This window comes from Sphaerospermopsis sp. FACHB-1194, assembly GCF_014696235.1.
Taxonomy (GTDB): Bacteria; Cyanobacteriota; Cyanobacteriia; order Cyanobacteriales; family Nostocaceae; genus Sphaerospermopsis; species Sphaerospermopsis kisseleviana.
This window is the reverse complement of sequence record NZ_JACJPU010000005.1, coordinates 18,003-44,430: the sequence shown is the minus strand read 5'-3', so window position 1 is coordinate 44,430 and position 26,428 is coordinate 18,003. Positions and strand designations below refer to the sequence as shown.

Here is a 26,428-nt window from a genome sequence, read left to right as displayed (position 1 = left end):
GAAACGATAAATCTGGTGTCGTAGTGCAGATGGTGAGTGTGGTTTCAGTCCCCTTGCGGGGATTAGGTAATTAGAAACCAAGCTAGGTGATATAAGCTTTTTTCCTAAGTTCAACATTATGTTTCAGTCCCCTTGCGGGGATTAGGTAATTAGAAACATGAGCAAGTCAAAAAAAATGGAAGTAGAGGGAGTGTTTCAGTCCCCTTGCGGGGATTAGGTAATTAGAAACGCTTCTGTGGCGAATGGAGTACCACCTGTATCTAATAGTTTCAGTCCCCTTGCGGGGATTAGGTAATTAGAAACATAGATTCTCCCAAGTAATTTTTGTAGCCAATATAAAGTTTCAGTCCCCTTGCGGGGATTAGGTAATTAGAAACTAACTGGGTATAGTGCTGTCCTAAAGCAGCTACTAACATGTTTCAGTCCCCTTGCGGGGATTAGGTAATTAGAAACATGCGATCGCTTCCCGATTCATCCATTAATTTAGTCGTGTTTCAGTCCCCTTGCGGGGATTAGGTAATTAGAAACAGAGGATCTCATAATGACAGAAAAAGAGATAGCAGGTTTCAGTCCCCTTGCGGGGATTAGGTAATTAGAAACCCCGCCCTCTGAAACATAGTCTGGGAGCAGACTGTAGGGGGGAATTTGGCGGACCTCTGAAAAAACCTCATTTCAGGCTTCGGGTTAACCGCCAACTGAAACTGATGAAACGCTGGAACTATTCAATTATCAAGGTTCTGGCGATTTGGCGGACCCCCCAGGGTTTTTGACCCCGCTCTAGGTTTGCCAAAAATTCAAGCTGATATATCAATTATATGATTATCGCTTGCTCTTGTCTAGGGGTTTCCGAACCATAAGTGATAGTTTTTTTCACACTCCCAGCATCTAGTACATAAATTCTAATCGAATCCTCTTCAGATTTAATCAATCGTTCTATCTTGGTTTGCAGTGTCGCAAACTGCACCGCAGTCAAAAAACATTCAAACACACTATATTGAGTCCATTTTCCGTAACCACCCAACATTTTATGTAATCTTGTCCTGCGTTTGTTAGCAGCTTTGCTATCTGGTAAGTCGTAAATTATGAGATAAAAATGTGTTGTCATCTTAATGATAATGGTTTGTAGGGTACACCTTCTTGTAAATGACGACTCAATAACCGTGCTTGTAATTCTATTCCTCGTCTGTAGGTACAACGATAATCAAACACCGGATGTTTAAATTCATCATTCATCTTTTTATCAAAGGCTTGCAGGAATGTTTTTTTAGCATTATCCTTTAAACGATAAGCACCTAAACTTTCATTAAAATCATTAGGTTTAATTTCTTGCTTGTTTAAAATAGACAACACCAAATTATCAGCTATCAATGCTCTAAATTCCTCCATTAAATCGAACACCATCGCTGGTTGTCCATGATGGACTTCGTGTAAATAACCGATATAAGGATCTAAACCTGCCACATTTACTGCTGCCATTACTTGACTTTGTAATAAAGCATAAGCAAAACTCAATAATGAATTTACCGGGTCAGTTGGTGGACGACGATTTCTACCATTAAATGTCCATTGTTTGCCTACCATATTCTGCCAACAAGCGAAATATTCCCTAGCTGCTAAACCTTCCACACCCCGAACTTGGTCTAAAGTTTGTTGATTTTTAACTAAACTTTTGCGTTCTTTGAGGGGATTATCCTTTTCATTATGTCGGTACAATACATGATATTGATTATGAATTTTTGCAGTGACAATGGTTTTCACTAATTCCAATCTTTTCACAGGATCGGAATAAACTTGATATTGTGCTAATCGCAGTTGACCATTACGAGAAGATTTAGGTAAAGCTGAACCCAAGTATTTACCAAAACAGGAAAGATAATGTATGGGCATTCCTAATTCTAAAGCATAGGTAAAGGCATCACCAGTCACTTGGGGATTACCCATTAAGACAATTTCATTCACAGTTTGAGCAGCGATTTTATGTTTTTTCCAAGTACCATCTTCTTGTTTTAAAGTTACTACAAAAGCCTCATAATCTTTGCTAAGAATAGCATCAGGTTGAATTACATACAGAGTAGTCATAATTTTAGAACTCCTGAGATTTTAATTGTTTGACTTCAAAAGGTAAACAAATCCGTTGTAAACTACAGGATTGACATTTTTTGGTATGATCAATAGGTGCTGGCATTTGGTTTTGACTGGCAACTTGAGCTAATGCTATAGCCTGTTCAGTCATTTGTCGTAATTGGGGAGTAAAAACCACAGTTTGTCTACGACGATTGGCATGATAAAATATTTCACCATAGGTAATATTTCTACCAGTCCGTTCTTCCAAACATAAAGCCGCAGCACATAATTGAAAATGGTCATTTAGATGTTGTGCCATCTTACCTTTTTTGTATTCCACCGGCACAAGTTGACCATCACATTCTTCCACCGCATCAATAACACCGGAAACCTTGAGACGTTCAGACCATACCCATTGTTGTTGATGAATTAAAGTTTCACCATCTTGAAAAGTACCATCTTCATTAATATTGCGGTGGATATGACGACCTAAAATAATGTGTTCGTTGTCTTCCATTTCACCTAACACATATTCCAAGTAAAAACGCCGGGGGCAATATTCCCAAGCATTGAGATAAGCTAGGGGTAAATAATCTTCATTCATTTTATTAGGTAATTGGTAATTAGTTTAATTTTGACTTTTGACTTTTGACTTTTGAATTGATTTGTCCCATTCCCATAGTTGTTTTTCTCCCCACACCAGAAAAGACAGCAAAGTGAGATAAAATAGTAGCAATTCTCGCTTGTTCAGAATCTAAAAAACGATATTTCACCCAGCCTACAGAACCAATTTCTGCTCCTGCTTCCATTTTTAAAGCATGGGTTTTGAGGTTAAAAGCAGAAACCAAACCTTGCCATTTAATTTCAGGAAAGTGTAAATCTGAAGGTGCAAAATGATTCCAACGACGTAACAAACTATTAAATACTAACTCCGGTAAAGGGAAAGGTTGGATATTTTGATGTTGTTTGAAACTCGTGGGTGATACAAAATTTAGCACAATTTCAGAATTGAAATCATTGGTATTTGCTAAAATACAATAATCAGAAACATTCACTAAAGAATGAGAACCAGGAAAAGTAGAAATACCACGAATTACAAAAGGAAAATTACCAAGATAAAGAGACTGATTTTGAGAGAGTTCTATACCCTGTAGAAGTGGATAAATTAAATTATCATCTAACAGAGAAATACGAATGATAAAATTATCACCTAATCTTGTACCATGTAGACGACGATAACCAATTAATCCTGATAAACTAAAAGGAGATTCCTGACTATCATGAACTGATTTAGCTATGTGTGGATTTCCTAAACTTAACCATGCCATAAATTGAGAATGAATCGCCCTATTTAATGTAGCTGGAATAGGCTTTTCACTAGCAGCACCTAATTCAATAACTAAACTGTGTAAATTCATTTGATATTAGCCCCATAAGCAACTCCTAAAGGCAAACAAGTTTGATCAGATAATTCATAATATTCTCCTGATAATTGAGCTTGACTAACTAAACTCGAAGGAGGCATAACAATACGATTGTAAAGTAATAATCTAGTTGTTGTAGATAGGTCTAGGGGATTTAAAGGATGTCTGGTTATATATTCTCCAGATTTTTGTTTAACATCTGTTATTATTGTGGTATCAACCTTAATTTTTGCTGACCATTTACCTAATCGAATCCAATGGGGAATGATGATATTTTTATTAGCCAAGATATAGGTTTGGAAATGACTACCTATAGCTAATTCTTTAGCACGACCATAGTTAACAGGGTAATTTTTTCTTGCACCTTCACCACCGAATTGTGCTGATTTTCCATAATAAGGAACTTGGGCAGCCTTGAAGGTATTGACTTGATATGACCAAGTAATAGGTAAAGCTGGAAAAACATAAATTCCTGCTTTATTTAGATGTAAAAGACTTTGTTCTTGATTAACTTCTAAATAAGTAGGTTTTTGGGCTGCTTCACCTTGAAGTCTATAAGGTCTGGGAATATAAGCAGTTTCAAAAAACGCAAAACTCAAAGCCCAATTATGTAGATATTTCTCAGTTTCATAGAGAATACCCATTTCACGACTGGCAAAGAATACATTATCATGTAGGGTTAAATCACATTGGTAAATAATCATATCATTCCTAAATTTGAAGATAGATAATACTGGAGGAAAGACCCCCAGTGATGTTTTTACAGTGGACTATTTTTTACTCTTTTTAGCAGCAGCACCATAGGTTTCAGCATAGGTTTTTGTTTGCTGATATAGTGTTGTTATGGTACTTTGTAACTGAGTTTCATCTTGATAAATAGCGGAAATCTCAGTCAATAAATCCGTTAATTGAGAACCCATAATTACCTGATTTTTACGCACTGGTTCTTGATTCAATAAATTAGTAGTCACCTCTGTTGCTGTGGTAATGATATCTGCAATTGGGGCATTAATATCTGGTTTGAGAGCATCATATAATGCTTGGGTGAGGTGAAGATTACTAAAAATTTCCCCATCACAAAGGACAATACCAATAATATGATTAGTCATTGTGCCTGTACGTGATTCCTGTGCGCCATAACGCCGGGTTCTGAGGAGATTTCCTAAGACATATAAAAAGCCTTCAAATGTTGGATCTCTCAGAGTTTCTACAGTGGGAAATGTGACTTCTGGGAGAACATGATCTAATTCATTAATTGCACTTCTCATCACTCCTTTTTCGCTCATTGTTCCACCTTCAAATGGTGCATTAAAGGTAAAACTCCGGTGAGATTGTTCATAAGAACTAAGTGAAAATGCAGAATCAGAATAAACCTTAGAACGCTCTGAACCACTATCACCAATGGCAAAACCATAAATAATACAATCAGGACATTTTTTACAAGAACCCTCACCATTATATTCACAGAATTTTTCTCTATCTGTGGAGTCAGCACTGGTTAAATTTAAAGAACGTAATAACTCCCTTCCTGCTAATCTTTCTGGGGTGATTTGTTTACGTTTAAACATTACTAACCGACTGATAGAATCGGAGGTTTTTAACCCTGCTTGAGTACGTGCAGTATTGAGAACACCATCAGTTTGAAACACGGGAAAAGATTGACTGTGACGTAACATTAAAAAGTGGACATATTTACCAGATGCTAACCGGGGGAAAGCAGTATGAAATTCAGGTTTCAGGGTTTTTAAGTTCATGTTTTTAATTCCTTATGATTCAGATTTTTAAGTGTTTTGTTCAGTGTTTTTTGATGGCAAAGATAACCAACGATAGGCAAATTCAGCACCGGATTTGATGCGATTGCGGTTTTCTTGGAGTAGTGCGCGATCGCCTTTATAAAGTCCCAGAAATAAATCATTAACACAGGTAGTCATAAACTGACGAATTGCCATTAATTCTTGATTTTTACGTTCAGAATACTCCACAGTTTTATTCATCAACAATGGGCGTTTAAATGCTTCCTGTCTTTCGAGAGCATCGTATAATTGACCGGCACCTTGTAAGATGATATCATCGGTTTCCAGGTGATTAGGAACAGTCAAAATTACCTCTAGAGCTTTAGAAATTGGTAACAGAATTGAGTGACTAGATTCACCAACATTCACTTGATAAAATTGACGATATTCTTGAACAATGCGCTCAATTAATTTCAGTTTTTCTTGCATTTGTTTGTCTCCTTTTACCCAGATTTGGGCATAATTCCAAATTCTTTTAACATCATTGTTTCCTGGTTCTTTTTTACTATTACGAAATCCTTGATCAGAAATAGCAAAGATATTTAAAACATCTGTGACTAAATCTCTCACAGTTCCGGTTAATGCTTGCCATCTAGCATCGGGTTTTTTACTCCTATTATCTAAATGTAAACTGTAGGTAATTAATAGCCTATTTAAAGCAGGTGATAACTCCTGGATTCTGACATTTGATGATGTATTGAGTAACTGCCAAAAACCCGCCGCACCATCTACAACTGCTGATTGTAAAAACTCTTGATCACTTGCATAAAGCGGATCGGGACTAGCAGTAGCCACAACTTTTACACCTAACAAAAGCGGTAAAGATAATGCTAAAAAAATCGGTTCTACCCACGCATCTGTAACTGTTTTACCTCTAGTTGTGGTATAAGTCATCGCCATAAAAGGTAAGTCTGTAACTGAATAATTTTTAGATTTGGCAAATCTTCCCTCTTCTACATCATCATGTTCTCTCCAAGGTAAATTTTGTAATCCTTGATATTGCATTTCTGCATCTAACCAATGTTTACGCACCTCCCACAAATTAACTCTTTTAAATTCCTTCACTAATAACCTCACAGCTTTAGCTACTTGGGGAGAATAAACATAAGCTGGAAAAATATAAAGAAATACTGGTTGTTGTTCCTCTAACTTTCCTGCGGGTGCGCCTAAAAATGCTTGACGCAATAACATTTCTAAAGACCAAATTTTTGATATTCCTCGTTTAATTCTCCCTCCTCCCAAGGCGTTTTTATTACTATATTGTTGAGGTTTAAACAAAACTACAGTATCTAACTGTTCCTCAGCTAATGCTTCTCCACTACTGAAAGAACACAGAGGTTTATTAGTGATTTTAGCTTGGGTATAAGCTGTTAATTCTTGAGTAAAATCACTATTTTTATCTCCAGTGGTAAATATTTCCAAATATTCAGACAAATAATCAATAAATGCTTGATAGGTAGGACTGCTATTTTCTGCCAACAATTTATTTTCTTCAGCCCAATTTGCTAATTTATTCGCTAAATCTTGCAAATATTTCCTAACTTGATTTTCGTCTAAAGTGGGATTTTTAGCAATATAATGAGCCGCCACTTGATACCAACCATAATTAACTCCTCCTGACTGTTTTTGTGTAGCTTCTGGGGATATTTCCGCAGCTAATTCTAAAGTATTAAGTATCCAATTGATATAATCTGAAGAATTAGCAAAAAATTCTTTTTGAGCTAATATGATAAACTCCGCTAACCTATCAGCGCGAATATCAGCACCAGTATTTAAAAACTGTATTTCTGTTGGGTTTAAATCTAACTTTTCTAACCTTTTTGGTGTTGCAGGTGATTTAGTATTAGCAACTTTCACCTGTACAACTTCAGGAAGTTGGCAAATTAAATCTTTAGGTGTGAATAATTCTGAGGTTTGGGGAGCAATTTTTAAACCTTTACCATCACGAACATAACCCACATCACCACTTTGAAAATACTCTGCTAGTCCTTTTTGATTTCTTTCTTCATTACCATTAATTAAATTATCCCAAACAGCAGTTTGTACATCTGTAAATTGTGGTTTTGTGACATCATTAGGAGCTAAATAAACCACACCTTGAGCAAAACAGAGCATTTCTTCCCATCCTAATTCATGGGCAAAATTAACTACTGCATTATGAATTTGATTGGTAATTAATCCCCGACAATCTCGTAAACGATGGTAAACTAATTTCTTGGAAATATTTAACCAATATAAGTGATCTCGTAATCTATCACCTTTTGTAGTTGTGATAATTTCCGCAGGATCAGATATATGTACTGCAATATCTCCAAAGGCTAATAAATGCCGTAAAATATCAGTTAATCTTTTATCCTTAATAGTGAATTGTCGCTGCTCATTTTCCCACAGAGAAATAATAGAACTACTATCTACATTAAACTGGGTATTTTGTGCTAAAAATGCTATTTCTAACAAATAATCTGGCCACTCTGTCCAAAATTCTGTAAAGTTTAATTTTGTCCCCAATTCCCTACATAAATTAATAATTTCCTCAATTTCATGGGCTTTTGGTGGTGCTTGTTCTTCCCCTTGTGCTTTCACATATTTATTATAGTCATGTAAGGCAATTCCTAAACATAATAATCTCTTTTCCTCATCTTTTAATTGCTGACGTGGTGATAAATGCAGACTCAAATTCCACGCAATTAATAACCCATTTAAAACATGAACTAATAAACTTTGATCAGGTTTATTTGCCCAACGTTGAGCATTTTCCTGGGCGTGTTGATCACCCAATTTCACTAAATTATGATAATGTACTATTTCTGAACCTCCCATAGCAGGAATAAGGGCAAATTCCCTTTCCATTGCCGGCAAAATAGTGTTAACAAATAAAGTTAAAATCGGATCTGTGTCTGCTGGTAAAGTTTCAATCAGTAAGGCTTGTAATAATGTAGGCATAGTTGTAAAATCACTTTATTTGTGGTTTTTATTTGTGGTTTTTATTTGTGGTTTTTAAAAAATGTAAGATTTACTTCTTTCACATCGTCTAATTTTCCATTTTACAGCTTCTAATAACAAAGCATCTTGATGAAAAGCACAACCATAAAATTGTCCATCACTATCTTTAAGTCTATAAAGTCCAAAGGTAGGACTTAAATACAAAGTCTGGCTAATTTGCCAATGACTATTATTAGGAGTACGGTTAACCGGAACTAAAAAACCTAATAATTTCTGTCTTTTTAAACAACGATTAACTTCTGTTTGTGGATGTCCAACAATACTTAATTTATCCACAAAAGTAAGGATACATTGTTGAATTTCATCACTAGAGCGATCGCATTCTAACTCAATATTATATCTTTGATCTGACCACTTTTGAACTTTCAGATAAACTTGAATATATTTCTCTGGAAATTCTGTATGGGAATGATCAGCATTTACCGCAGCTTTTAAAAACTCCTCCCTCTCAATTATTTCTACTTCTGCATAAGCTAATAACCTCAATAAATCATAAGTGTAAAAACGTCCTTCATCCCACACCGCAGCTTGTAAATCAGAACCACCTCTAAACCTTAATAACTCCTGTTGTACTGCTTTTCCTACTCCTTTTTCATCCTTACCTAAAGCAAACCAATGTCCACGTTTTTTATCTAGTTGTTCACCGTAAACTAAGCGTAAATCTTCCGATATTTTATCTTTTAATTGTTCAATAACTCCTGCTTTTTTACTACCCATACTAAATAACATTCCTTGCGCTTGTAAAGCACCCCAATATTTAGGATATTCTGTAAAAACTGTAGGTGCGTTAAACACTTCTGTAATAATTTCTTGAAACTGATCACGATCATATTCTAAGTTAGTTAATTTCTCTTCTAATCTTGATTTTATCCAAGGAGTACGACCAGATAAAAGTACAAAACCCTGATAATGATTAAATCCAGAATGACGACCTAAACGCCCCAAACGCTGAATAAATGTAGCAGAATCACTCGCTTCAAAAATTAATAAATGTATCCTAAAATCAACACCCACATCAACCGCAGAAGTTCCCACAATTAACACAGGTTGCTCAGAGTTTTCTAAATCATTATGTATTTTTTCTCTCTCTTGTTTATCAATTCTACCACTAATTTCTAGGACTTTCACATCAGGAGACATTAGTTTGTTTAATTCTCTCACAGTTCTACTCACTAAAGCCACAGAATTAAGAATAATTCCGCCTCTACCTTTACCTTCTTGGTGGAGAATATTTCTAATTTGTTCATGTTCTTGAATTAACCAGTTGAAAGCGTCGCTTTCTCTGTCTAATTGTACAAATTCTAAATCAATAGGTTGACAAATTTGCCGATATCCAGGATTAGGTTTACTTTCATATTCTCCCTTAATTGATGTTACCTTAAAATCAGCATTTTTAAGGAGTTTAACAAAATTGTCCTTGGGAGTTGCGGAAGTAAATAAAACTCGCAGCGGTCGTTTTTTAGGACGATTATGGCGAATTAGTAATAAACTATTGAGAATGGCAGCTTCTTGATGTGAACCAAAAATATGAAATTCATCTGCTATATATAAATCAGGATTTCTACCTAAAGTAATCGCTAATTCTGCGCGACTATAAGCAGGATTTTGATAACGAGAATGGGTAGCTAAATGGAAAATATCAGGGTTAGTCAAAATCACAGATTTATGTTTGATTATTCTCAATAATTCTTTAAATTTATTAGTTTTTTCTCCCTGTTCTACTAATTCTGCTAACTTTGCACCATAAAGACTTTCTATCTCATCAATTTCTAGAAGATTGAATTTTTGATAATAATTGATAATCTGTCTTTTTTGATCTGCAACTAATTCAATGGTGGGATAAAGTGATATTACCTGAAAATCACTATTTAATAAACTTGCTAAATAAGCAGCTAAGGATTTACCATCACCTGTAGCAGAGGTATTAAATATAATTTCTGCATCGCTGTTAATAATGGCGTGATAAGTTTCTGCTTGGTGGGAAGATAAAGGACAATTGTTACCTTCTCCAAAGTTGGGCGCTTGTTGTTTGACTTTGCAGGATTGCATACATCCCAAAGCACAAGCCCCCACACCCCTATTCAATTTGGAGTATAATGGCAGTAAAGAAATTTTCACTGTAGTTCAGTATTTGTTGGATGTGACTAATTTATTACTTCTGGAAACAGAGATGTTATCAAAAAATGACTATATCTCAGAAATTTTGGGTAGATTTGAGCAATATTATTATACTCGAATTAGCGTAAATAGAGTTCTATAAGCAATTATCAGCAAATAACACCATAAAAAGATTTATGATTATACCCATATTGTAAGGGTTTAACCTTGCTGAATCCCTAAGAGATACATAGTTTTATATTTATATTCATATTCTCATTTCCAAACCTCAGTTAAATCCAAAATAAACCCAGGTAAAATATCTTCCCCAGACAAACTCGTAGGATGTTCTAAAATTTCCACATCTTTACCTGGACGATAAATTTCTACTCGTTGATTTTTTTGATCAATTAACCAACCTAAACTAGCACCATTTTCTATATATTCCCTCATTTTAGATTGCAATTTTTCTAAAGAATCAGTTTTAGAACGTAGTTCTAGAACAAAATCAGGACAAATAGGTGCAAAAGTTTCTTTTTGTTCTAAACTGAGAGTATCCCATTTTTCTTGTTTTACCCAAGCTGCATCAGGAGAGCGATCGCTACCATTAGGAAGATGAAAACCAGTGGAAGAATCAAACGCTTCTCCTAATTTAGTTTGACGATTCCAAAACCATAATTGTCCAGCAATATCAAAGTTTCTTTTTCCAGTATAACTTCCAGTAGGAGGCATAATAATTAATTCTCCCGTAGCATTTCTTTCTAATTGTAAATCTCTGTTAGCAAGCGCCAAATCTAAAAACTGCTCATGGGAAATTTTCAATGTTATTGTAGTAGGAATATTGACCATAACTGTTGGATAAATATTATTTTTTACATTAGTTTGTGCCATCATTCCCTCCTAATTCTTTTTGTATTAGTTTCAGATGAACATTGAAGCTACTAGCAGAAGAAACCTTGAAAATACAGAATTAATCCTAATTCATCCTACGGTTAGGCGATCGCTTGCAGATTCCCAAACATAGATATATTATACCAGTTAAAATGTCATCTATAAATGATAAATCTAATCAATTAATATTTGCATTAGAAATATTAAAACTACTAGCGGAACAACCATTAAAAAAAGATATATTAATGGTAAAATTGAGCGATCGCGGTTTTGAAGCTGGTGATTTATCACAGAAAATTACTCGTGCCATTGGTAAACTCCGAGACTGTGGTTTTGAAATTAAAGCTGCACCCAACCGCCCTTATGAGTTAGTGACATCAGTGTTTCCGGTGATTTTATCTGAAGAACAAAGACAAGCACTATCAATGGCCTCTGAGTTATTGACGAGTCTGGGGTTTTCCGCAGAAGCAGGACACATTTACCAGATTGGTAACTTTAATGAAAAACTCAAGTCCCCTAATCTGATAACAGACTTTCATCCACCCACAGACTACAGTGAAGATAAAATCAATGAAATTGTACGTCATTTACAGCAACGGTTTCAGCAAAAACGCCGCTTTGTAGTTTGGTATCGCAGCAAACAAGGTAAAGAAACATTCTGGGATTTAGATAAGTCAGAACTGAGATTACATAACGGTGTACTCTATTTGTTTGCTTTAGTTCCAGACTTTCGGAGTTATCACTTAGAAACCCGACCCAATGCTGAACAAAACATTACTTTGAGAGTGGACCGCATCACCAGAGTTGGTGGAGTTTCCCAGACTCCCTGGACCTATAGTAAATTTCCTACTTTAGATATTAAATACCGTCTGACAGGAGATTTAGCGAGTTATAGACCCCGCAGACCCCATGAAACAGTTATTTCCTCACTGGAAACTACAGAATATGTTGATATTTTAACTCAAGAAGACTGTATATTTTGGTTTCGTCAAAGAATACTACAGTACGGTGCTAGTGCTAGGGTTTTAAGTCCTGATTGGGTGGCAAAGCAAGTCAAGGATGCTTTGAAAAAAGCTTATGATAATTACATTGATTAAACATGAAAATTGTATTGATTGAGCGATCGCACCACATTATATAATCCTGTAGGGGTGAAGCATTAGCATGGTAAAAATAGACAACAAACAGATAACCTATATTAGCGAATGCTTCACCCTGTTCCACTATGGGGTTTAACAGAAGAAGGCAAAGCATTGGCAATTTTACATTATCGAAATCAATAAAGATGTTTGAGCCAATGCTTTGCCCCTACAAATAGGACAATGAAAATTGTATTGATTGAGCGATCGCACCACATTATATAATCCTGTAGGGGTGAAGCATTAGCATGGTAAAAATAGACAACAAACAGATAACCTATATTAGCGAATGCTTCACCCTGTTCCACTATGGGGTTTAACAGAAGAAGGCAAAGCATTGGCAATTTTACATTATCGAAATCAATAAAGATGTTTGAGCCAATGCTTTGCCCCTACAAATAGGACAATGAAAATTGTATTGATTGAGCGATCGCACCACATTATATAATCCTGTAGGGGTGAAGCATTAGCATGGTAAAAATAGACAACAAACAGACAACCTATATCAGCGAATGCTTCACCCTGTTCCACTATGCAGTTTAACAGAAGAGGGCAAAGCATTGGCAATTTTACATTATCGAAATCAATAAAGATGTTTGAGCCAATGCTTTGCCCCTACAGATGGGACAATGAAAATTGTATTGATTGAGCGATCGCACCACATTATATAATCCTGTAGGGGTGAAGCATTCGCATGGTAAAAATAGACAACAAACAGATAACCTATATTAGCGAATGCTTCACCCTGTTCCACTATGGGGTTTAACAGAAGAGGGCAAAGCATTGGCAATTTTACATTATCGAAATCAATAAAGATGTTTGAGCCAATGCTTTGCCCCTACAGATGGGACAATGAAAATTGTATTGATTGAGCGATCGCACCACATTATATAATCCTGTAGGGGTGAAGCATTCGCATGGTAAAAATAGACAACAAACAGATAACCTATATTAGCGAATGCTTCACCCTGTTCCACTATGGGGTTTAACAGAAGAGGGCAAAGCATTGGCAATTTTACATTATCGAAATCAATAAAGATGTTTGAGCCAATGCTTTGCCCCTACAGATGGGACAATGAAAATTGTATTGATTGAGCGATCGCACCACATTATATAATCCTGTAGGGGTGAAGCATTCCCATGGTAAAAATAGACAACAAACAGACAGTTTAACAGAAGAGGGCAAAGCATTGGCAATTTTACATTATCGAAATCAATAAAGATGTTTGAGCCAATGCTTTGCCCCTACAAATGGGACAATGAAAATTGTATTAATTGAGCGATCGCACCACATTATATAATCCTGTAGGGGTGAAGCATTAGCATGGTAAAAATAGACAACAAACAGACAACCTATATCAGCGAATGCTTCACCCTTCCCCATAACCATGACGCTATTAACAGGAATTTAATTTATGCCTTATAATCCCGAAATTCACCACCGTCGTTCCATCCGATTAAAAGGATATAACTATTCTCAAATAGGAGCATATTTTGTCACTATTTGCACCCATCACCGTAATTGTTTATTTGGTGAAATTGTCGATGGTGAAATGAAATTAAATACAAATGGTGAGGTAGCAAGGGGTTGTTGGTTATCTATTCCTCGGCATTTTCAAAGTGTAGAGTTAGATGAATTTCTGATCATGCCCAATCATGTACATGGAATTATTATCATAGTTAAAAGTGAAGCAAAGCAAGATTTTTCACAATCGTTTTCTGATGGGAAGGGCGAAGCATTGGCAAATTTCAATTATCAACAACAACAAAATTTATCGAGCCAATGCTTCGCCCCTACGGTCCCTGGAATTAAACAGGTGAAAATTAATGGCACAAAACCACAATCTTTGGCAGCAATAATTCAAAATTATAAATCTGTTTCTACAAGGCGGTTGAATCGCATCAATAAAGCTCAAGGAAATGTGATTTGGCAACGTAATTTTCATGAACATATTATTCGTAATGAGGAAGAATTACAAAATATTCGTCAGTACATTGTCAACAATCCAATAAATTGGGCAGAAGATGAGGAAAATCCTGTAAATGCTAATTAGCGATCGCCTTCATTATTGAATTATTAGTCAAAAAAACCCCCTGTTGGGAGGCTAAAGACAACTTATCAATTGATAATTGATAATTGTTTTATTCAAGGCTTCCGCCGTGAGCGTCAGTGGTCAGTGAGCCTGTCGAACTGCCGAACGGTTTCAAACCTCCCCTTTCAAGTAAAAAAAGCAGAAAATTTAGCTTTTTTAATCCTCGGATTTTCAGGTACAGGTAATTGTCCATTATTGAAAAACCTAAACCAGCACAACAGCAATTGATCCGCCTAAAGCCGCAGAAATACCAGAAACAACCGCCGTCGCAAACAACCACCAAGCAGCATTAGCAGCAGCTTTGCGGGTTTCTTCTGCTTGACGTTGTGCTTGATGTTTTACCTGTTCTAGCCGATGTTGTGCTTCATGTTGTAGCTGTTCTGCTCTTTGTAAAACCATATTCCGAGCGTGTTCTATTCTGTCAATAATGCGGTTAACATCTGCCTCAGAAATATCTTCACGGGAACTGAAAATAGCTACTAAAGTTTCACGATTGAAATGAGACAAGCGATCGCGCAATGCTTCAAACCCAGCTTGAGGATCTTCAAATAATTGACGGATATCATGCTGTATTCCTTCATAATTCAATTCTGGACGTTCTAGAGAATTAAGATAATTACGAATCCTGGCAAAAATGCTTTCAATTGCATCTTGAATCCTTCTTTGAATACCCCGCACCTGTTCTACAAATTGTTCACGCACTGAGATCATATTATCAGCAATTCTCGCTGCTTCTTCATCAGTAATATCTTCCCGAATTTTCAACAAAGCGATAATTGTTTCTCTATCGAAATGGGAAAGGCGATCGCTGAAACTTTCCATCCCCACTCTGGGATCATGCAACAATAAATGCAAATCTCTTTTAATTCCTTCCGGGTGCAATTCCTCTTTACCCGTATGTCGTAAATACTCCTGCAAATAAGTTTGAAAATTTTGCATTCTTTGTTGTGTTCTTGTCGCTAACCGACGGGGCGCACGGACAATATTTCTAATGGATGTCTGTACATTATCAATGATTTGATTAACTTGTTCCTCACTCAAGTCTTGACGTTGACTTAACAATTTCACCAAAGTATCTCTATCAATCCGCGATAATCGGCGACGCAATACCATAACACCCTCTCTAGGGTTTTCAAACAACCTTGTGAAATCTCGTTGAATACCTTCAGGATTCAATTCTTCCTTACCAGTATTTCGCAGGTAATCTGCAATAGTCGTGGTGACAGAATCATATTGTTCCCGTGCTTTTTCCCCGACAAATTGCGGTATGTGGCGGATGTTATGCCATGATTCTTCTACTACATCAATAATTTGATAAACTTGTGCTTCTGTTAAATCTTGACGTTGACTTAATAATTGCACCAAAGTATCTCTATCAAAGCGAGATAACCGCACCCGAATGGCTAAAATTCCCGCTTGGGGGTCTTCTAAAAGTCGTTTTAAATCAGCGCGAATAGCATCAGGGTTTAATTGTTCTTTGCCTGTATTTCGCAGATATGATTCCACATTTAACCAGAGAGTTTCCGCTTGATGTTGTGCCTGTTGTGCCAGTCCTAAAGATTCTACCAACACGCGATCGCGCTGCATTTCCAATTCATCTAAAATCGGATCTAAATCCCGTTCTTGAATATCATTGCGTGCTAACAGAATCTCAGCCATTTCTTCCCGTTCAACTTGTGCTAGTCGTCGGGATAAAGTTTGATAATCTGCTTCTGGATCTGCCAACAGCGGTTTAAAATTATTCTCAATTCCTGCTGATGTTAAATCTGCTTTCGGAGTCACCAGTAAATAACTTTCCACTCGTCTTTGCAAATCTTGGACAATTTCTCTTTCTTCCTGCGCTGTTACTATTACCAAAACCTCATCCCGCACCATTACCAATTGATCAGCAATTTGGTAAATTTGTGCTTGAGCTAATAATCCCTTAGCTTGCAAAATATTGATAAAATCTTGACGGTTAATTTGCTCTAATTCCCTACGTATTACCCCAGGATCAGCCGCAGGATCATAAATCACATCTCGAAATTCTTGGGCAATTCTTTCTTGACTGAGTTGCCAAGGATAAGAGTTAAGTAAGTAGTTGTCAATATCTGCACGAATGGGATTATAAGGTTGTTCTGTAACTTGTTCTATGACTTTTTCTCTAGCAGTATTTAAGGAACGCCAAATTTTTTCTACATCTAAATCAGACAAATCTGCCCTACCTAACACTACCCCAGTCAGTGCTGATATTGCTTGTTGCATCATTCCTGGTTTTTGTTCTGTTTCTTTGGTAGAGTGAATTTCAGCAATTAATTGGTCAAGTTTGGCGTTAAGTTCATCGGTTTTAGTTTGTCCCGAAGGAAGGGATTTCAGATAGTTTACCAACTCACCTAAACTTTCTTTCGTAGGTTTTTGTTGACTCACTACTTGTTCCCAAACATTTTGTAAAGCGTCAGCAATGCGGTTAACTTCTCGTTTGGATAAATCGGTGCGACTGTTAACTAAATCAACAAACTGTTGACGGTCGATTTTTCCCAAGTCTGGACTGGTGGCGATCGCTTTAAATTGTGGTTCATTAAGTAAGCTTTTAAACTCATCCCGAATCTGCGATATATCAAGTTCTGGGGGACGTAGTTTTTCTATGTAATGTTCTACGTTTTGGCGAATACTTGCGGGGGGAATGGCGCTTCCTAATTCCCGACGCACCGCCGAGGCAGCCGCTTCCGCAGTAGCTACCACTTGCTGATTTACAGACCTAGCGCCTAATGCAGCTGTAGCTGTACCCATAATCGCCTGAAAACTGGCAGTAGCCGTATTCACAACCGAACCTATTAAAGAACCAACTGTAGTTGAACTTACCCACATTAGTAATAGAAAATACGCTCCCCAAATGACTAAACCTAAAATTGCTCCTAATCCCGGATCTAAAATTAATAAACTCAATTTTACAGCTAAGAAACAAGCGATGAATAAAGCAATTGTGACTGTAACTAATGTCCAAATTCCCAACCTCGTGCCAATTTTGCGAATTGTGCCACCGAAACTTTCAATTTCCTGAGATTCTGAAGGATGTCCCAAATAGGAAATACCCGCAGCAATTGAGAGATTAGTTAACACTAATTGAAAGGCAAAGGCGAGAATTACTCCAGAAATTAAAGCCACAAAAAAGCGCGGACCCGATGTGAGAATCGAAGCCTGTGCTGGTGTGACGTTGGGAGTAGTTACAGGTACTTGTGCTATCCACAATAAGTGTTTGTATAGTTCCTGCATCATTTCTATTTCCTACCTCTAAGTTTAATTTTAAGTTTAATTTAAATTTGCACTGCCAAGTTAGTGTTTTACTCCTGACTCCTGTACTGGCGAAGTAGGGGAGAAGCATTCGAGCGATTAATGATCGGTATTTCCCAAAGGATATTTTCCGAATGCTTCGCCCTTACAGGGCGATAAATTATCAATTTTATGAAAAGGATATTTTCCGAATGCTTCGCCCCTACGACTTCTGACTCCTGCTATAACTACAAAGCTATGCACCATAAGGGTTTGACCGCCTCACTAATGACCACTGCTGGATGTGAATATTCAACTTGTCCAACCTTCAGAATCCAAGAAATTAGGGGATCTTAGCATCCATCTCAAGTGGGAAAGCCTTATATAACGTTAGATAGAAGTTGATGATTTTACTATTGTAAATTTATATAAATTCTAGCTGATTTATTAATATCAATACTGCTATTCTTTAGGTGAACATTTTTTTGCTTGGATTGTAGGAATTCAATTTTTGAAAGCTGGTTTACGTTTATTTAAATTAAATTAAAAATTTTTTTCACCATCTCAGGGTAGATTTGTCTGGGTAAATAGCTTTTAAATTATCGTCCCTAAGAAGTGCCTATAGTTTGTACCTATAGGCATAAAACAACTGTGTGTGTAAAAGCTACATTAAAGTTAAGCATAAAAAAAGTGAACAAAAGATTCAAAACATTAAACTTGAAACTTGTGAAACTTGTGAAACTTGTGAAACTTGTTGAAATTTGGAGGTAAAAAATGGAAACTCGCTCATCTACTGATATACCACCCGTTGCTAAAGCTTATAATGGTGTAGATCGTAATGCCTTTATTTTTGGTTGGAATCCTCAAGCAGAATTGTGGAATGGACGCTTGGCAATGATTGGATTTTTAGCTTATCTACTTTGGGATTTAGCTGGTTATAGCGTTCTTCGTGACATTTTACACATCTTGAGATATTAACGTCAGATCAGAAAGGAGATCCAGGAGTCAGGAGTCAGGAGTCAGGAGTTATTTATTTTGGATTTTGGATTTTGGTGAAGCAGTGCGGCCTTGGGGGTTTCCCACATGAGCAACTGCTGAACCCGCAGGGATTGTTTTTGTCATCTCCAATCTAAAATCTAAAAAATCTAAAATCTAAAATTTTCCTCCCCATCTCCCCTATCTTGTAACACCTAAATCCCTGACTTCTCAAAGAAGTTAGGGATCTATAGGACTCCTATTTGATTTTTGAAAAAACTCCGTACACCCAAATCATCTAAAACCCTATTCCCTATTCCCTATTCCCTGCCTCCACGGAAAATTTATAAATCAAATCGGAACACTATATTTTTCGAGCATTTTGTTTTATGTTTAAAGTAAAAAACGCACCAACACATACAAAGCTGAAGTTATCAGCTGCAATAAGGTAACAGGAATACCATAATGTAAAAAAGTCTTAAAAGAAATTCTTCTACCATGCTGTTCAGCAATACCAGCAGCAACAATATTAGAAGATGCTCCCACCAAGGTGCCATTTCCCCCCAAAGTTGCGCCAAACATCATGGCATAAAACAGTGGTAAAACTTCTGGGGGAAACTGTCCTTGAAAATCTGGTGATAAAACTTCTGCTGGTGCTAATCCCACATTCACAAGATATTGTTTAAGCAAAGGAACCATTGCCACAACTAAAGGAATATTCGGTACAACACTTGATAAGATTCCTACTACAAATAACAAAAGTACAGAACCTAGCAAAATATTTTTACCTAAAATCAGCCCTAAAACACCTGATAAACTCTTAATCACACCTGTTTTATCCAGTCCTCCGATCAGGACAAAAATGCTCATAAAAAATATTAAGGTACTCCAATCTACATCTCGCAAAATATTATGAACTGAATCAATTCTGCTTTTGTGTGCCAGTAATAAAGCTAAAGCAGCACCTAACAAAGCCACTGCCGCAGGGGAAATCGGTATTGGTAAAGATTCACCAATTACAAAAAATGTTAACACAAAAGCTACTATCACTCCCCCTACTATTAAAACTCGTGGATGATTGATTTGGGGATGGGGTAATTCTGCTAAATCATCTAAGTTTTTATGCCAAATTTTTCTAAATAAAATTGGTAGTGTTACTACAACAGTCAAAACAGCAATTACTCCTCCTAAACTTAATTTCCCTAAATAATCTATGAAGCTAATATTTACAGCATCACCTACAATAAATGTTGCAGGATCTCCTACTAATGTTAATAATCCGGCACTATTAGCAACAAACACCATCAAAATTAATAAAGGGACAAAATTAACTCCTATTTCTTCTGCTATTGGCGGAATTAATGGAGCTAATAACATGACTGTAGTAGCATTAGGTAAAACAGCACAAATTGGCGTAACTAATGCCACAATACCTAATAGTAATTTTTTGCCACTTCCTTGAGCAAGAATGACTATTTGTGTAGCTATATAACTAAAGATATTAGTCGGTTCAAATGCTCTTACTAATACCATCACACCAAAAAATAAACCCAAAGTTCCATGACTTTTACCAATATAACTAACGGCTTCTGGTAAAGTCATGATATTAGCAAAGACTAATATTAATGCTCCCAAAAAAGCAGCTACCATTAGATCAATCCATTCCGTCATGATTACCACAATGACGGTGATAAATGTGATAACGCTGAAAACAGCTTGCCAGTTTTCCATATCATCTTCCCTGATAATGTGATTGTTTTTTATTGTGTGAAAAAGAGCGAAAAAGCCACCTATATGTAACTATAGGCGACTTAATAGTTGATTATTGGTGCATGGGCATTAAAAATGTATTAAGTAATTATTAGGTGATTAATCAAGACACCGAGGAATACCCAAAACAGCACAGGGAAAATGAGGATCTAAACTTTCAATCACAGGATGATTGATAGATTGACAACCTAAAACTAGAGCATCAGCAGTTTCTAATTCTACAACTTTTTTCAGTTCAGTAGATAAGTTACCAAATCGTAGATGAGATTTAAAATCACTCTGCCATTCTTGGGCTAAATTTTTGGCTTGCCAAAGAATTTTATCTGCTTTTTCCGGTGCTGAAGTGGTAAGTAACTGAGGTTTTGATGGCGTTAACACCATTGTTGTTGATTGGCTTAACTCAAAATATTGATGTGTCAAACTAGCCCAATTTGGTGGATAATTGAATTTATGATAATCAGAAATACTTGCCTGTTCTTCTAACACATAAACAGCCTGAACATTGACTTGAATATTGCTTGCTAAATGGGTTTGATGTGCAATACAAAAAGCAATATCTAAGGCTGTATGACTATTAGGAGAACCATCATAACCAACAATTAACTTGATGGATTTTACCGGTGAATTTTTCTCACTCAGGCATTTTTTTGGAGCAGGTAGTAATACCATTTGCTCAATCAGGTCATGGCGACCAATAGCACCTTGCAAACGTGCTAACAATGGCTTGATTGTCACAGCTTTAACTTCTCTCCCTTGAAACGAATGATGAATGAGAAGCAGGGATGCCAATTTTAGATTTTAGATTTTAGATTTTGGATTCATAAGTAAGTATTCCGCTATCAGTAATCAGCAATCAGCTTTTTTAAACGCACCATGAAAAACCACCATTTTATCACCAAATGACTAATCAAGGATTCTGATTTCTGACTCGTTAATTCTTACATTCCTAGTTCATCCAAAATCATTGACTAAAATCGCAGATTGATTAAGGAAAACCCAATAACAACTGGTATTACAGCCAAGGTTTTGGGAGTTCCTTCCATTGCCGACGGAGTTAGCTGACGGGCTAAGACTGGAAGGTGTCTTTCAATTAAGATTCGCCCCAATTATTTGGTTCCTCCGCTTCAAATCCAGCTTTCATGAATTTGAATTAGGCTACCCACAGATAAGCATTCAGCGATCAGTAATCAGCAGTCAGCTTTTTAATGGTTACGCCCAAAATCTGTATTTGATCATCTACCGATTTATCAAATATTCTGAAATACTGATGCCTCAATCCTGAATACTGACGTTAAAAGTAGAAATTCAAAATTTTAAATGTTCAAAATTTTAAATGTTCAAAATTTTAAATTTCTACTTTTTGAATTGTAGCTTATATTTCTGAATTTGTATACCCAGGAAATAATAATTTATTTTACTCCTCTGAAGTAAAGTAACGGTCTAAAAAATTCAAGGCGTGGTTGCGTAATTCAAAGTATTCTTTAGAATTGCGGATCGCACTGCGATCGCGTGGACGTTTAAACGGAACTTTGAGAATTTCTCCGATAGTGGCGCATGGTCCATTGGTCATTAGAACAATGCGATCGGACATATAAATTGCCTCATCTACATCATGGGTAATCATCATGACTGCTTGACGATGATTTTCCCAGATATCTAATACCTGACGCTGCAATTTTCCACGAGTTAAAGCATCTAAAGCTCCAAATGGTTCATCCATTAATAACATTTTCGGACGAATTGCTAAAGCTCTAGCAATACCCACCCTTTGTTTCATACCTCCAGAAATTTCATCGGGATATTTATCTGCGGCTGCCGTTAAGTTTACCATTGCCAAGTGTTCATTCACAATGCTAATTTTTTCGGCACGATTTGCACTTTTTAGCACTTCATCCACAGCTAAACGGATATTTTCCCGCACAGTTAACCACGGTAACAAGGAATAATTTTGAAAAACCATCATTCTATCTGCACCTGGTTTGCGGATTTCTTTACCATCTAAGCTTACTGAGCCTGATGTGGGTTTTTGAAATCCACCAATAATTTTGAGTAGTGTTGATTTTCCACAACCAGAATGACCAATTACAGAAATAAATTCATCTTCACCAATTGTCAAATTAACGCCATCTAAAACAACAAACTCTCCTTTATCTGCTGTGGGATAAGACTTCACTAAATTTTCAATTTCTAAAAATCCGTGACGGGGCTGAACTTGTTGATAATTATCATTTTCTAAGGAAGTATATCTCATGATTAAATTCTCCTGAATTAGTTAATAGTTTGTCGTGAAAATTAAGACATGAAGAAACGAATGGGAGCATTTGCTTTGATAGCAAAACTATTGAGATAACCGACAGGATCACTGGGATCAAAGCCTTTTTTATCTATGAATACTTCTGGGGGTTCAACTTTATAATCATCCTTGGGACATGGAATCCCCATTTCTGTGGCTATCTCTCGATATAAATCTGTTCTCCAACCTTTTTCGGCTACTTGTTCAGCGTTTTTAGGGATTTCTTTAATTTGTCCCCAGCGTGCTGCTTGAGTCATTAACCAAATACTGCGAGAACGCCATAAAAAGGTGGAATGTTCTCCTGGTTCTTGAGGAACGTTATCAGGCAGATCATAAAAAATTGTGGTATCTTCAGCTTTGATTGTGCGGTCTTTACCATCAAAACCACCATAGTTGTAATTGCCAATAATTCCTGGAGCAGTCAATTTACTAATGGGCGCATCTTGCTTTTTTGGTTTTGCACCAGTAAAAGAACGATCTGTTAATAATTCGGCTACTTCTTGGCGGTTTTCGGGTTTACTGCAATACTGACAAGCTTCTATCATTGCTTTTACCAAGGATCGGTAAGTTTTGGGATAATTGACTATAAAAGATTCCATTACTCCTAATAGTCGGTCTGGGTGTCCGTGCCAAATTTCTTTACCTTGAGCGAATGTAAAACCAATACCTTCGTTACCTGTAATTGCTCTAGTGTTCCAAGGTTCGGCGACCATATATGCTTGCATTGCCCCAATTCTCATATTTGTCACCATTTGCGGTGGGGGAGTAATAATGATGCGAAATTCTTTAAATGGGTCAACACCAGCAGCAGCAGCAAGATAGCGAGCAAAGTATTCATAAATAGCAGAACTCAGAACTACTGCCCAAACCTTCTTTTCTGGGGGTTGTTGGTTAAAATAACCTCGAAAATCTCGCCCAAATGCTTCTAATGCCCCATCACCGTATTGTTGCTGATATTCATACCAAGGACGTATACCAAAGTCCCACATATCTTTATTCATGGTCATGGCGTTACCATGTCGGTGTATGGTCATAGCTGCACATAGGGGGGCATGACGCGCACCTTCTGCACCTATTCGAGCGTTAGTGACTGCACCAGAGACGACGGGGGAAGCGTCGAGACGACCAAATATTAACCCGTCGCGGGAGTTTGCCCAACTAGCTTCGCGGTTGAGTTTGACATTTAAGCCATATTTGCGGAAGAAACCTTTTTTCCAGGCGATCGCAAATGGCGCACAATCATTAACAGGAACATAACCAATAATAAGATCAGGTTTTTCTAATTCTTGAGGTTTAACTACTGGTTCTACAGCTAAAGCTTCTGCTGTCAGTCCTTTAGCAGACCTATCTCCAGAAACAGCACAGGATGACAACGCTATTCCCGCAGTCGTTAAACCTATTCCCTTGATAAAATCTCTGCGAGTCCAATTATTTTCACTCATAATTGTCTACAATTTTGAATTTTAGATTTTAGATGATGAAAAATTCAATGGATAAGCTTTGTCAGCTTCCATCTTTTGACATCATTTTGCAAATTGGTATCAGTTTTATCTCTCAATGTGGAACAGGCATCTTGCCTGTCATAGATTTAAGATTTAACTATCTTGCCTGTCATAGCTGTAACTAAATTTTTGACGTTTTCCCTGTTTACTTCACACTTCCTGGACGATGGGTAACAAATTCTTGAAGTTTACCCACCGCGTAATCTAAAACTAAACCAGTTAAACCAATTACAAACACCGCCAAAAATACAGAACTGAGATTTAAACGACTCCATTCGTCCCAAACAAAAAACCCAATTCCAATACCACCTGTTAACATTTCTACAGCCACAATTACCAGCCAAGCAATACCTAAACTAATCCTTAAACCTGTGAAAATATAAGGCAAACTGGCAGGCCAAATAATTTTAATAATCTGCCGCCAACGTGGCATTTCTAACACCTGTGCCACATCTATATAATCTTTGGGTACGCTAGAAACTCCCAAGGCAGTATTAATCATAGTCGGCCAAAGGGAAGTAATGAAAATCACAAAAATAGCTGAAGGATCTGCCAAATTGAAAATAGCTAAGGAGATAGGCAACCAAGCTAGGGGTGAAACAGGTTTAAATATCTGAATGATGGGATTAAAAGCCAGCATTGCTGGTCTAGACATCCCTATTAAAAACCCACAGGGAATTGCTACTAATGCACCTAAACCAAAACCTAATATTACCCGGCGTAAACTTGCTAATAGTAACCAACCAATTCCTAAATTACCGGGTCCTCGTTCATAAAAGGGATTTAAAATGTAGTCAAGATTGGCAATTAAAGCTTCAGGTGGTGTAGGCATTAATTCATGATTAGCAAATGCTATTACCCACCAGAGTAAAATTATTCCTGAAAAACCCACAACGGGCAATAAGAAATCATCACGAAAAATGACAGGTTTTGCTTTTTTCCACGCCAATTGTCCAGCCACAGCAAAAATTGCAGCTAAATTCAGTTGTAAAATCATATTGTAACCTCAACAGAGTTCAGTACAGATACACTGAATCTGAGCAGTACCAGCCTTGGACACTGATGAGATCAAAACATTATCAAATGCTGTCTCTTCAGTCCCCTCTCAATGCCTACGAAGTTAGCTGACGGACTAGGGTTGAGAGATACCCCTTTTTGGGCAATTTTGGCTGATTTCCTAACATTAACTTAGGAATTTATTAACCAATCGCCACAAAAATACGCCCCAAAACTTGGTTCCTCCGTTCCAACGCTGTTGACTCTGGTGCGTTGGATTAGGCTGACTTACTCATAATTAATAGTAACAGCAAAAATCTAACATTGATGAATAGTAATAACATCAGTATTTAAAATAAAAATTAGTTACTTAACTACTGACATCAAGCAGTTTAATTGATTGTGCGCTGTACCTTAGATATATGTCGCTCATCAATGATTACAATTCTTACAATAAATCTCGTTTTTTCAATTTAGCTAACGCATCTTCAGCAGCAGCTTTTTCAGCTTCTTTTTTACTCTTTCCTTTTCCTTCTCCTAATTCTTTACCATCTACAAATACTTTGGAAATAAATTCCGGTGCATGATCTGGACCTCCGGCTTTTTCTGTTACATATTTAGGAGGTTCTTGGATACCTTGAGCTTGGGTTAACTCTTGCAATCTATTTTTTGAATCTACATTTGATCTCGGTTCTACCACATCTTCCGATACAGAATCAAATAATGGTTCAAGAATGACTTTGAGTGGTTCAACATTACAATCATTATCTAAATAATATGCACCAATTACAGCTTCAAAGGTGCTACTTAAAAGGTTAGGATTTTGAAGACCTCCATCTCTAATTGTACCTTTTCCTAATCGCATTCTAAAATCTAAACCAACTTCTAAAGCAAATTTTGCTAGTTGTTTTTCTTCAACTAATGCAGAACGGCGACGGGTTAATTCATCTTCTCCTTTTTCGGGGTGACGACGGTACAAATATTCTCCACTGAGAAAGTTTAAAATTGCATCACCGAGAAATTCTAAGCGTTCGTTGTGTTCTCCTTCTCCGGGGTTTTCGTTCACATAAGAACGATGGGTTAATGCTTGACGCAGGAGTTTTTCGTTATTGAATGACAGTAGTTTTTGCATTTTATTT

The 26,428-nt window shown here is 36.7% G+C and carries 20 protein-coding genes, 1 CRISPR repeat array and 2 riboswitches (1 of these 23 running past the window's edge); of the genes, 4 read left to right on the top strand and 16 right to left on the bottom strand.

Annotation, left to right across the window (positions count from 1 at the left end; translation table 11 throughout):
• Positions 1 to 600: direct repeats of the CRISPR family, unit length 37 nt; unit sequence GTTTCAGTCCCCTTGCGGGGATTAGGTAATTAGAAAC; it reaches 2,823 nt to the left of the window's first position.
• A gap of 211 nt (positions 601 to 811) precedes the next feature.
• The 9 genes from cas2 to H6F45_RS04535 all read right to left on the bottom strand — a co-directional run bounded on the left by cas2 (position 812) and on the right by H6F45_RS04535 (position 11,272).
• Positions 812 to 1,105, bottom strand: coding sequence for a CRISPR-associated endonuclease Cas2 (gene cas2, locus H6F45_RS04575; protein ID WP_096568703.1), 294 nt, complete (start codon positions 1,103 to 1,105; stop codon positions 812 to 814).
• On the bottom strand, positions 1,102 to 2,079 hold the full coding sequence (gene cas1d / locus H6F45_RS04570; protein ID WP_137668200.1) for a type I-D CRISPR-associated endonuclease Cas1d: 978 nt from the start codon (positions 2,077 to 2,079) through the stop codon (positions 1,102 to 1,104). The genes cas2 and cas1d overlap by 4 nt, the downstream gene beginning before the upstream one ends.
• Positions 2,080 to 2,083: 4 nt before the next feature.
• A complete protein-coding gene (gene cas4, locus H6F45_RS04565) occupies positions 2,084 to 2,668 on the bottom strand; it encodes a CRISPR-associated protein Cas4 (RefSeq protein WP_096568709.1) in 585 nt (194 codons plus the stop codon).
• A 19-nt stretch (positions 2,669 to 2,687) separates the two neighbouring features.
• Complete coding sequence (gene cas6 / locus H6F45_RS04560; protein WP_190346597.1) at positions 2,688 to 3,482, bottom strand: CRISPR-associated endoribonuclease Cas6; 795 nt, start codon at positions 3,480 to 3,482, stop codon at positions 2,688 to 2,690.
• Complete coding sequence (gene cas5d, locus H6F45_RS04555) at positions 3,479 to 4,192, bottom strand: type I-D CRISPR-associated protein Cas5/Csc1 (RefSeq protein ID WP_190346596.1); 714 nt, start codon at positions 4,190 to 4,192, stop codon at positions 3,479 to 3,481. Before cas5d ends, cas6 begins: the two co-directional genes overlap by 4 nt.
• A 66-nt stretch (positions 4,193 to 4,258) precedes the next feature.
• Positions 4,259 to 5,242: a type I-D CRISPR-associated protein Cas7/Csc2 gene (gene cas7d / locus H6F45_RS04550; protein WP_137668197.1), complete on the bottom strand. Its 984-nt coding sequence runs from the start codon at positions 5,240 to 5,242 to the stop codon at positions 4,259 to 4,261.
• 27 nt (positions 5,243 to 5,269) lie between these two features.
• Complete coding sequence (gene cas10d, locus H6F45_RS04545; protein WP_190346595.1) at positions 5,270 to 8,224, bottom strand: type I-D CRISPR-associated protein Cas10d/Csc3; 2,955 nt, start codon at positions 8,222 to 8,224, stop codon at positions 5,270 to 5,272.
• 54 nt (positions 8,225 to 8,278) lie between these two features.
• The gene (gene cas3, locus H6F45_RS04540; RefSeq protein ID WP_199301752.1) at positions 8,279 to 10,333 is read right to left on the bottom strand and encodes a type I-D CRISPR-associated helicase Cas3'; all 2,055 of its coding nucleotides are present in this window, start codon (positions 10,331 to 10,333) and stop codon (positions 8,279 to 8,281) included.
• Between the two features lie 324 nt (positions 10,334 to 10,657).
• Positions 10,658 to 11,272, bottom strand: coding sequence for a Uma2 family endonuclease (locus H6F45_RS04535; protein ID WP_137668204.1), 615 nt, complete (start codon positions 11,270 to 11,272; stop codon positions 10,658 to 10,660).
• Between the two features lie 152 nt (positions 11,273 to 11,424).
• Here H6F45_RS04535 and H6F45_RS04530 point away from each other — a divergent pair, with 152 nt between their 5' ends.
• The 3 genes from H6F45_RS04530 to H6F45_RS04525 all read left to right on the top strand — a co-directional run bounded on the left by H6F45_RS04530 (position 11,425) and on the right by H6F45_RS04525 (position 14,465).
• The gene (locus tag H6F45_RS04530) at positions 11,425 to 12,369 is read left to right on the top strand and encodes a WYL domain-containing protein (protein WP_190346592.1); all 945 of its coding nucleotides are present in this window, start codon (positions 11,425 to 11,427) and stop codon (positions 12,367 to 12,369) included.
• Positions 12,370 to 13,502: 1,133 nt separating this feature from the next.
• Entirely contained in the window at positions 13,503 to 13,631 is a 129-nt protein-coding gene (locus tag H6F45_RS26890) for a hypothetical protein (protein ID WP_277876955.1), read from the top strand.
• Positions 13,632 to 13,826: 195 nt separating this feature from the next.
• Positions 13,827 to 14,465, top strand: a complete 639-nt coding sequence (locus H6F45_RS04525; protein WP_137668493.1) for a transposase — start codon at positions 13,827 to 13,829, stop codon at positions 14,463 to 14,465.
• Between the two features lie 243 nt (positions 14,466 to 14,708).
• On the opposite strand, the gene H6F45_RS04520 is transcribed toward H6F45_RS04525, so the two are convergent.
• Positions 14,709 to 17,756, bottom strand: coding sequence for a YrzE family protein (locus tag H6F45_RS04520; RefSeq protein ID WP_190346665.1), 3,048 nt, complete (start codon positions 17,754 to 17,756; stop codon positions 14,709 to 14,711).
• Positions 17,757 to 18,527: 771 nt separating this feature from the next.
• Between H6F45_RS04520 and H6F45_RS04515 the strand changes: the two genes are divergently transcribed.
• On the top strand, positions 18,528 to 18,731 hold the full coding sequence (locus tag H6F45_RS04515) for a chlorophyll a/b-binding protein (RefSeq protein ID WP_096568732.1): 204 nt from the start codon (positions 18,528 to 18,530) through the stop codon (positions 18,729 to 18,731).
• Positions 18,732 to 19,121: 390 nt separating this feature from the next.
• Here the strand turns inward: H6F45_RS04515 and H6F45_RS04510 are convergent, their stop codons facing one another.
• The 6 genes from H6F45_RS04510 to rnc all read right to left on the bottom strand — a co-directional run bounded on the left by H6F45_RS04510 (position 19,122) and on the right by rnc (position 26,421).
• Entirely contained in the window at positions 19,122 to 20,459 is a 1,338-nt protein-coding gene (locus tag H6F45_RS04510; RefSeq protein WP_096568735.1) for an SLC13 family permease, read from the bottom strand.
• A 138-nt stretch (positions 20,460 to 20,597) separates the two neighbouring features.
• Positions 20,598 to 21,233, bottom strand: coding sequence for a universal stress protein (locus H6F45_RS04505; protein ID WP_137668494.1), 636 nt, complete (start codon positions 21,231 to 21,233; stop codon positions 20,598 to 20,600).
• Between the two features lie 296 nt (positions 21,234 to 21,529).
• Positions 21,530 to 21,665: riboswitch (cyclic di-AMP (ydaO/yuaA leader) on the bottom strand.
• Positions 21,666 to 21,912: 247 nt separating this feature from the next.
• On the bottom strand, positions 21,913 to 22,749 hold the full coding sequence (locus tag H6F45_RS04495; protein WP_190346588.1) for a nitrate ABC transporter ATP-binding protein: 837 nt from the start codon (positions 22,747 to 22,749) through the stop codon (positions 21,913 to 21,915).
• 41 nt (positions 22,750 to 22,790) lie between these two features.
• The gene (locus H6F45_RS04490; protein WP_190346587.1) at positions 22,791 to 24,233 is read right to left on the bottom strand and encodes an ABC transporter substrate-binding protein; all 1,443 of its coding nucleotides are present in this window, start codon (positions 24,231 to 24,233) and stop codon (positions 22,791 to 22,793) included.
• Positions 24,234 to 24,438: 205 nt separating this feature from the next.
• Positions 24,439 to 25,290, bottom strand: coding sequence for a nitrate ABC transporter permease (gene ntrB, locus H6F45_RS04485; protein WP_190346585.1), 852 nt, complete (start codon positions 25,288 to 25,290; stop codon positions 24,439 to 24,441).
• Between the two features lie 98 nt (positions 25,291 to 25,388).
• A riboswitch (cyclic di-AMP (ydaO/yuaA leader) is annotated at positions 25,389 to 25,584 on the bottom strand.
• A gap of 153 nt (positions 25,585 to 25,737) precedes the next feature.
• Positions 25,738 to 26,421 (bottom strand): ribonuclease III, encoded by a 684-nt coding sequence (gene rnc / locus H6F45_RS04480; protein ID WP_190346583.1) that lies wholly within the window; start codon positions 26,419 to 26,421, stop codon positions 25,738 to 25,740.
• Positions 26,422 to 26,428 lie beyond the last annotated feature (7 nt).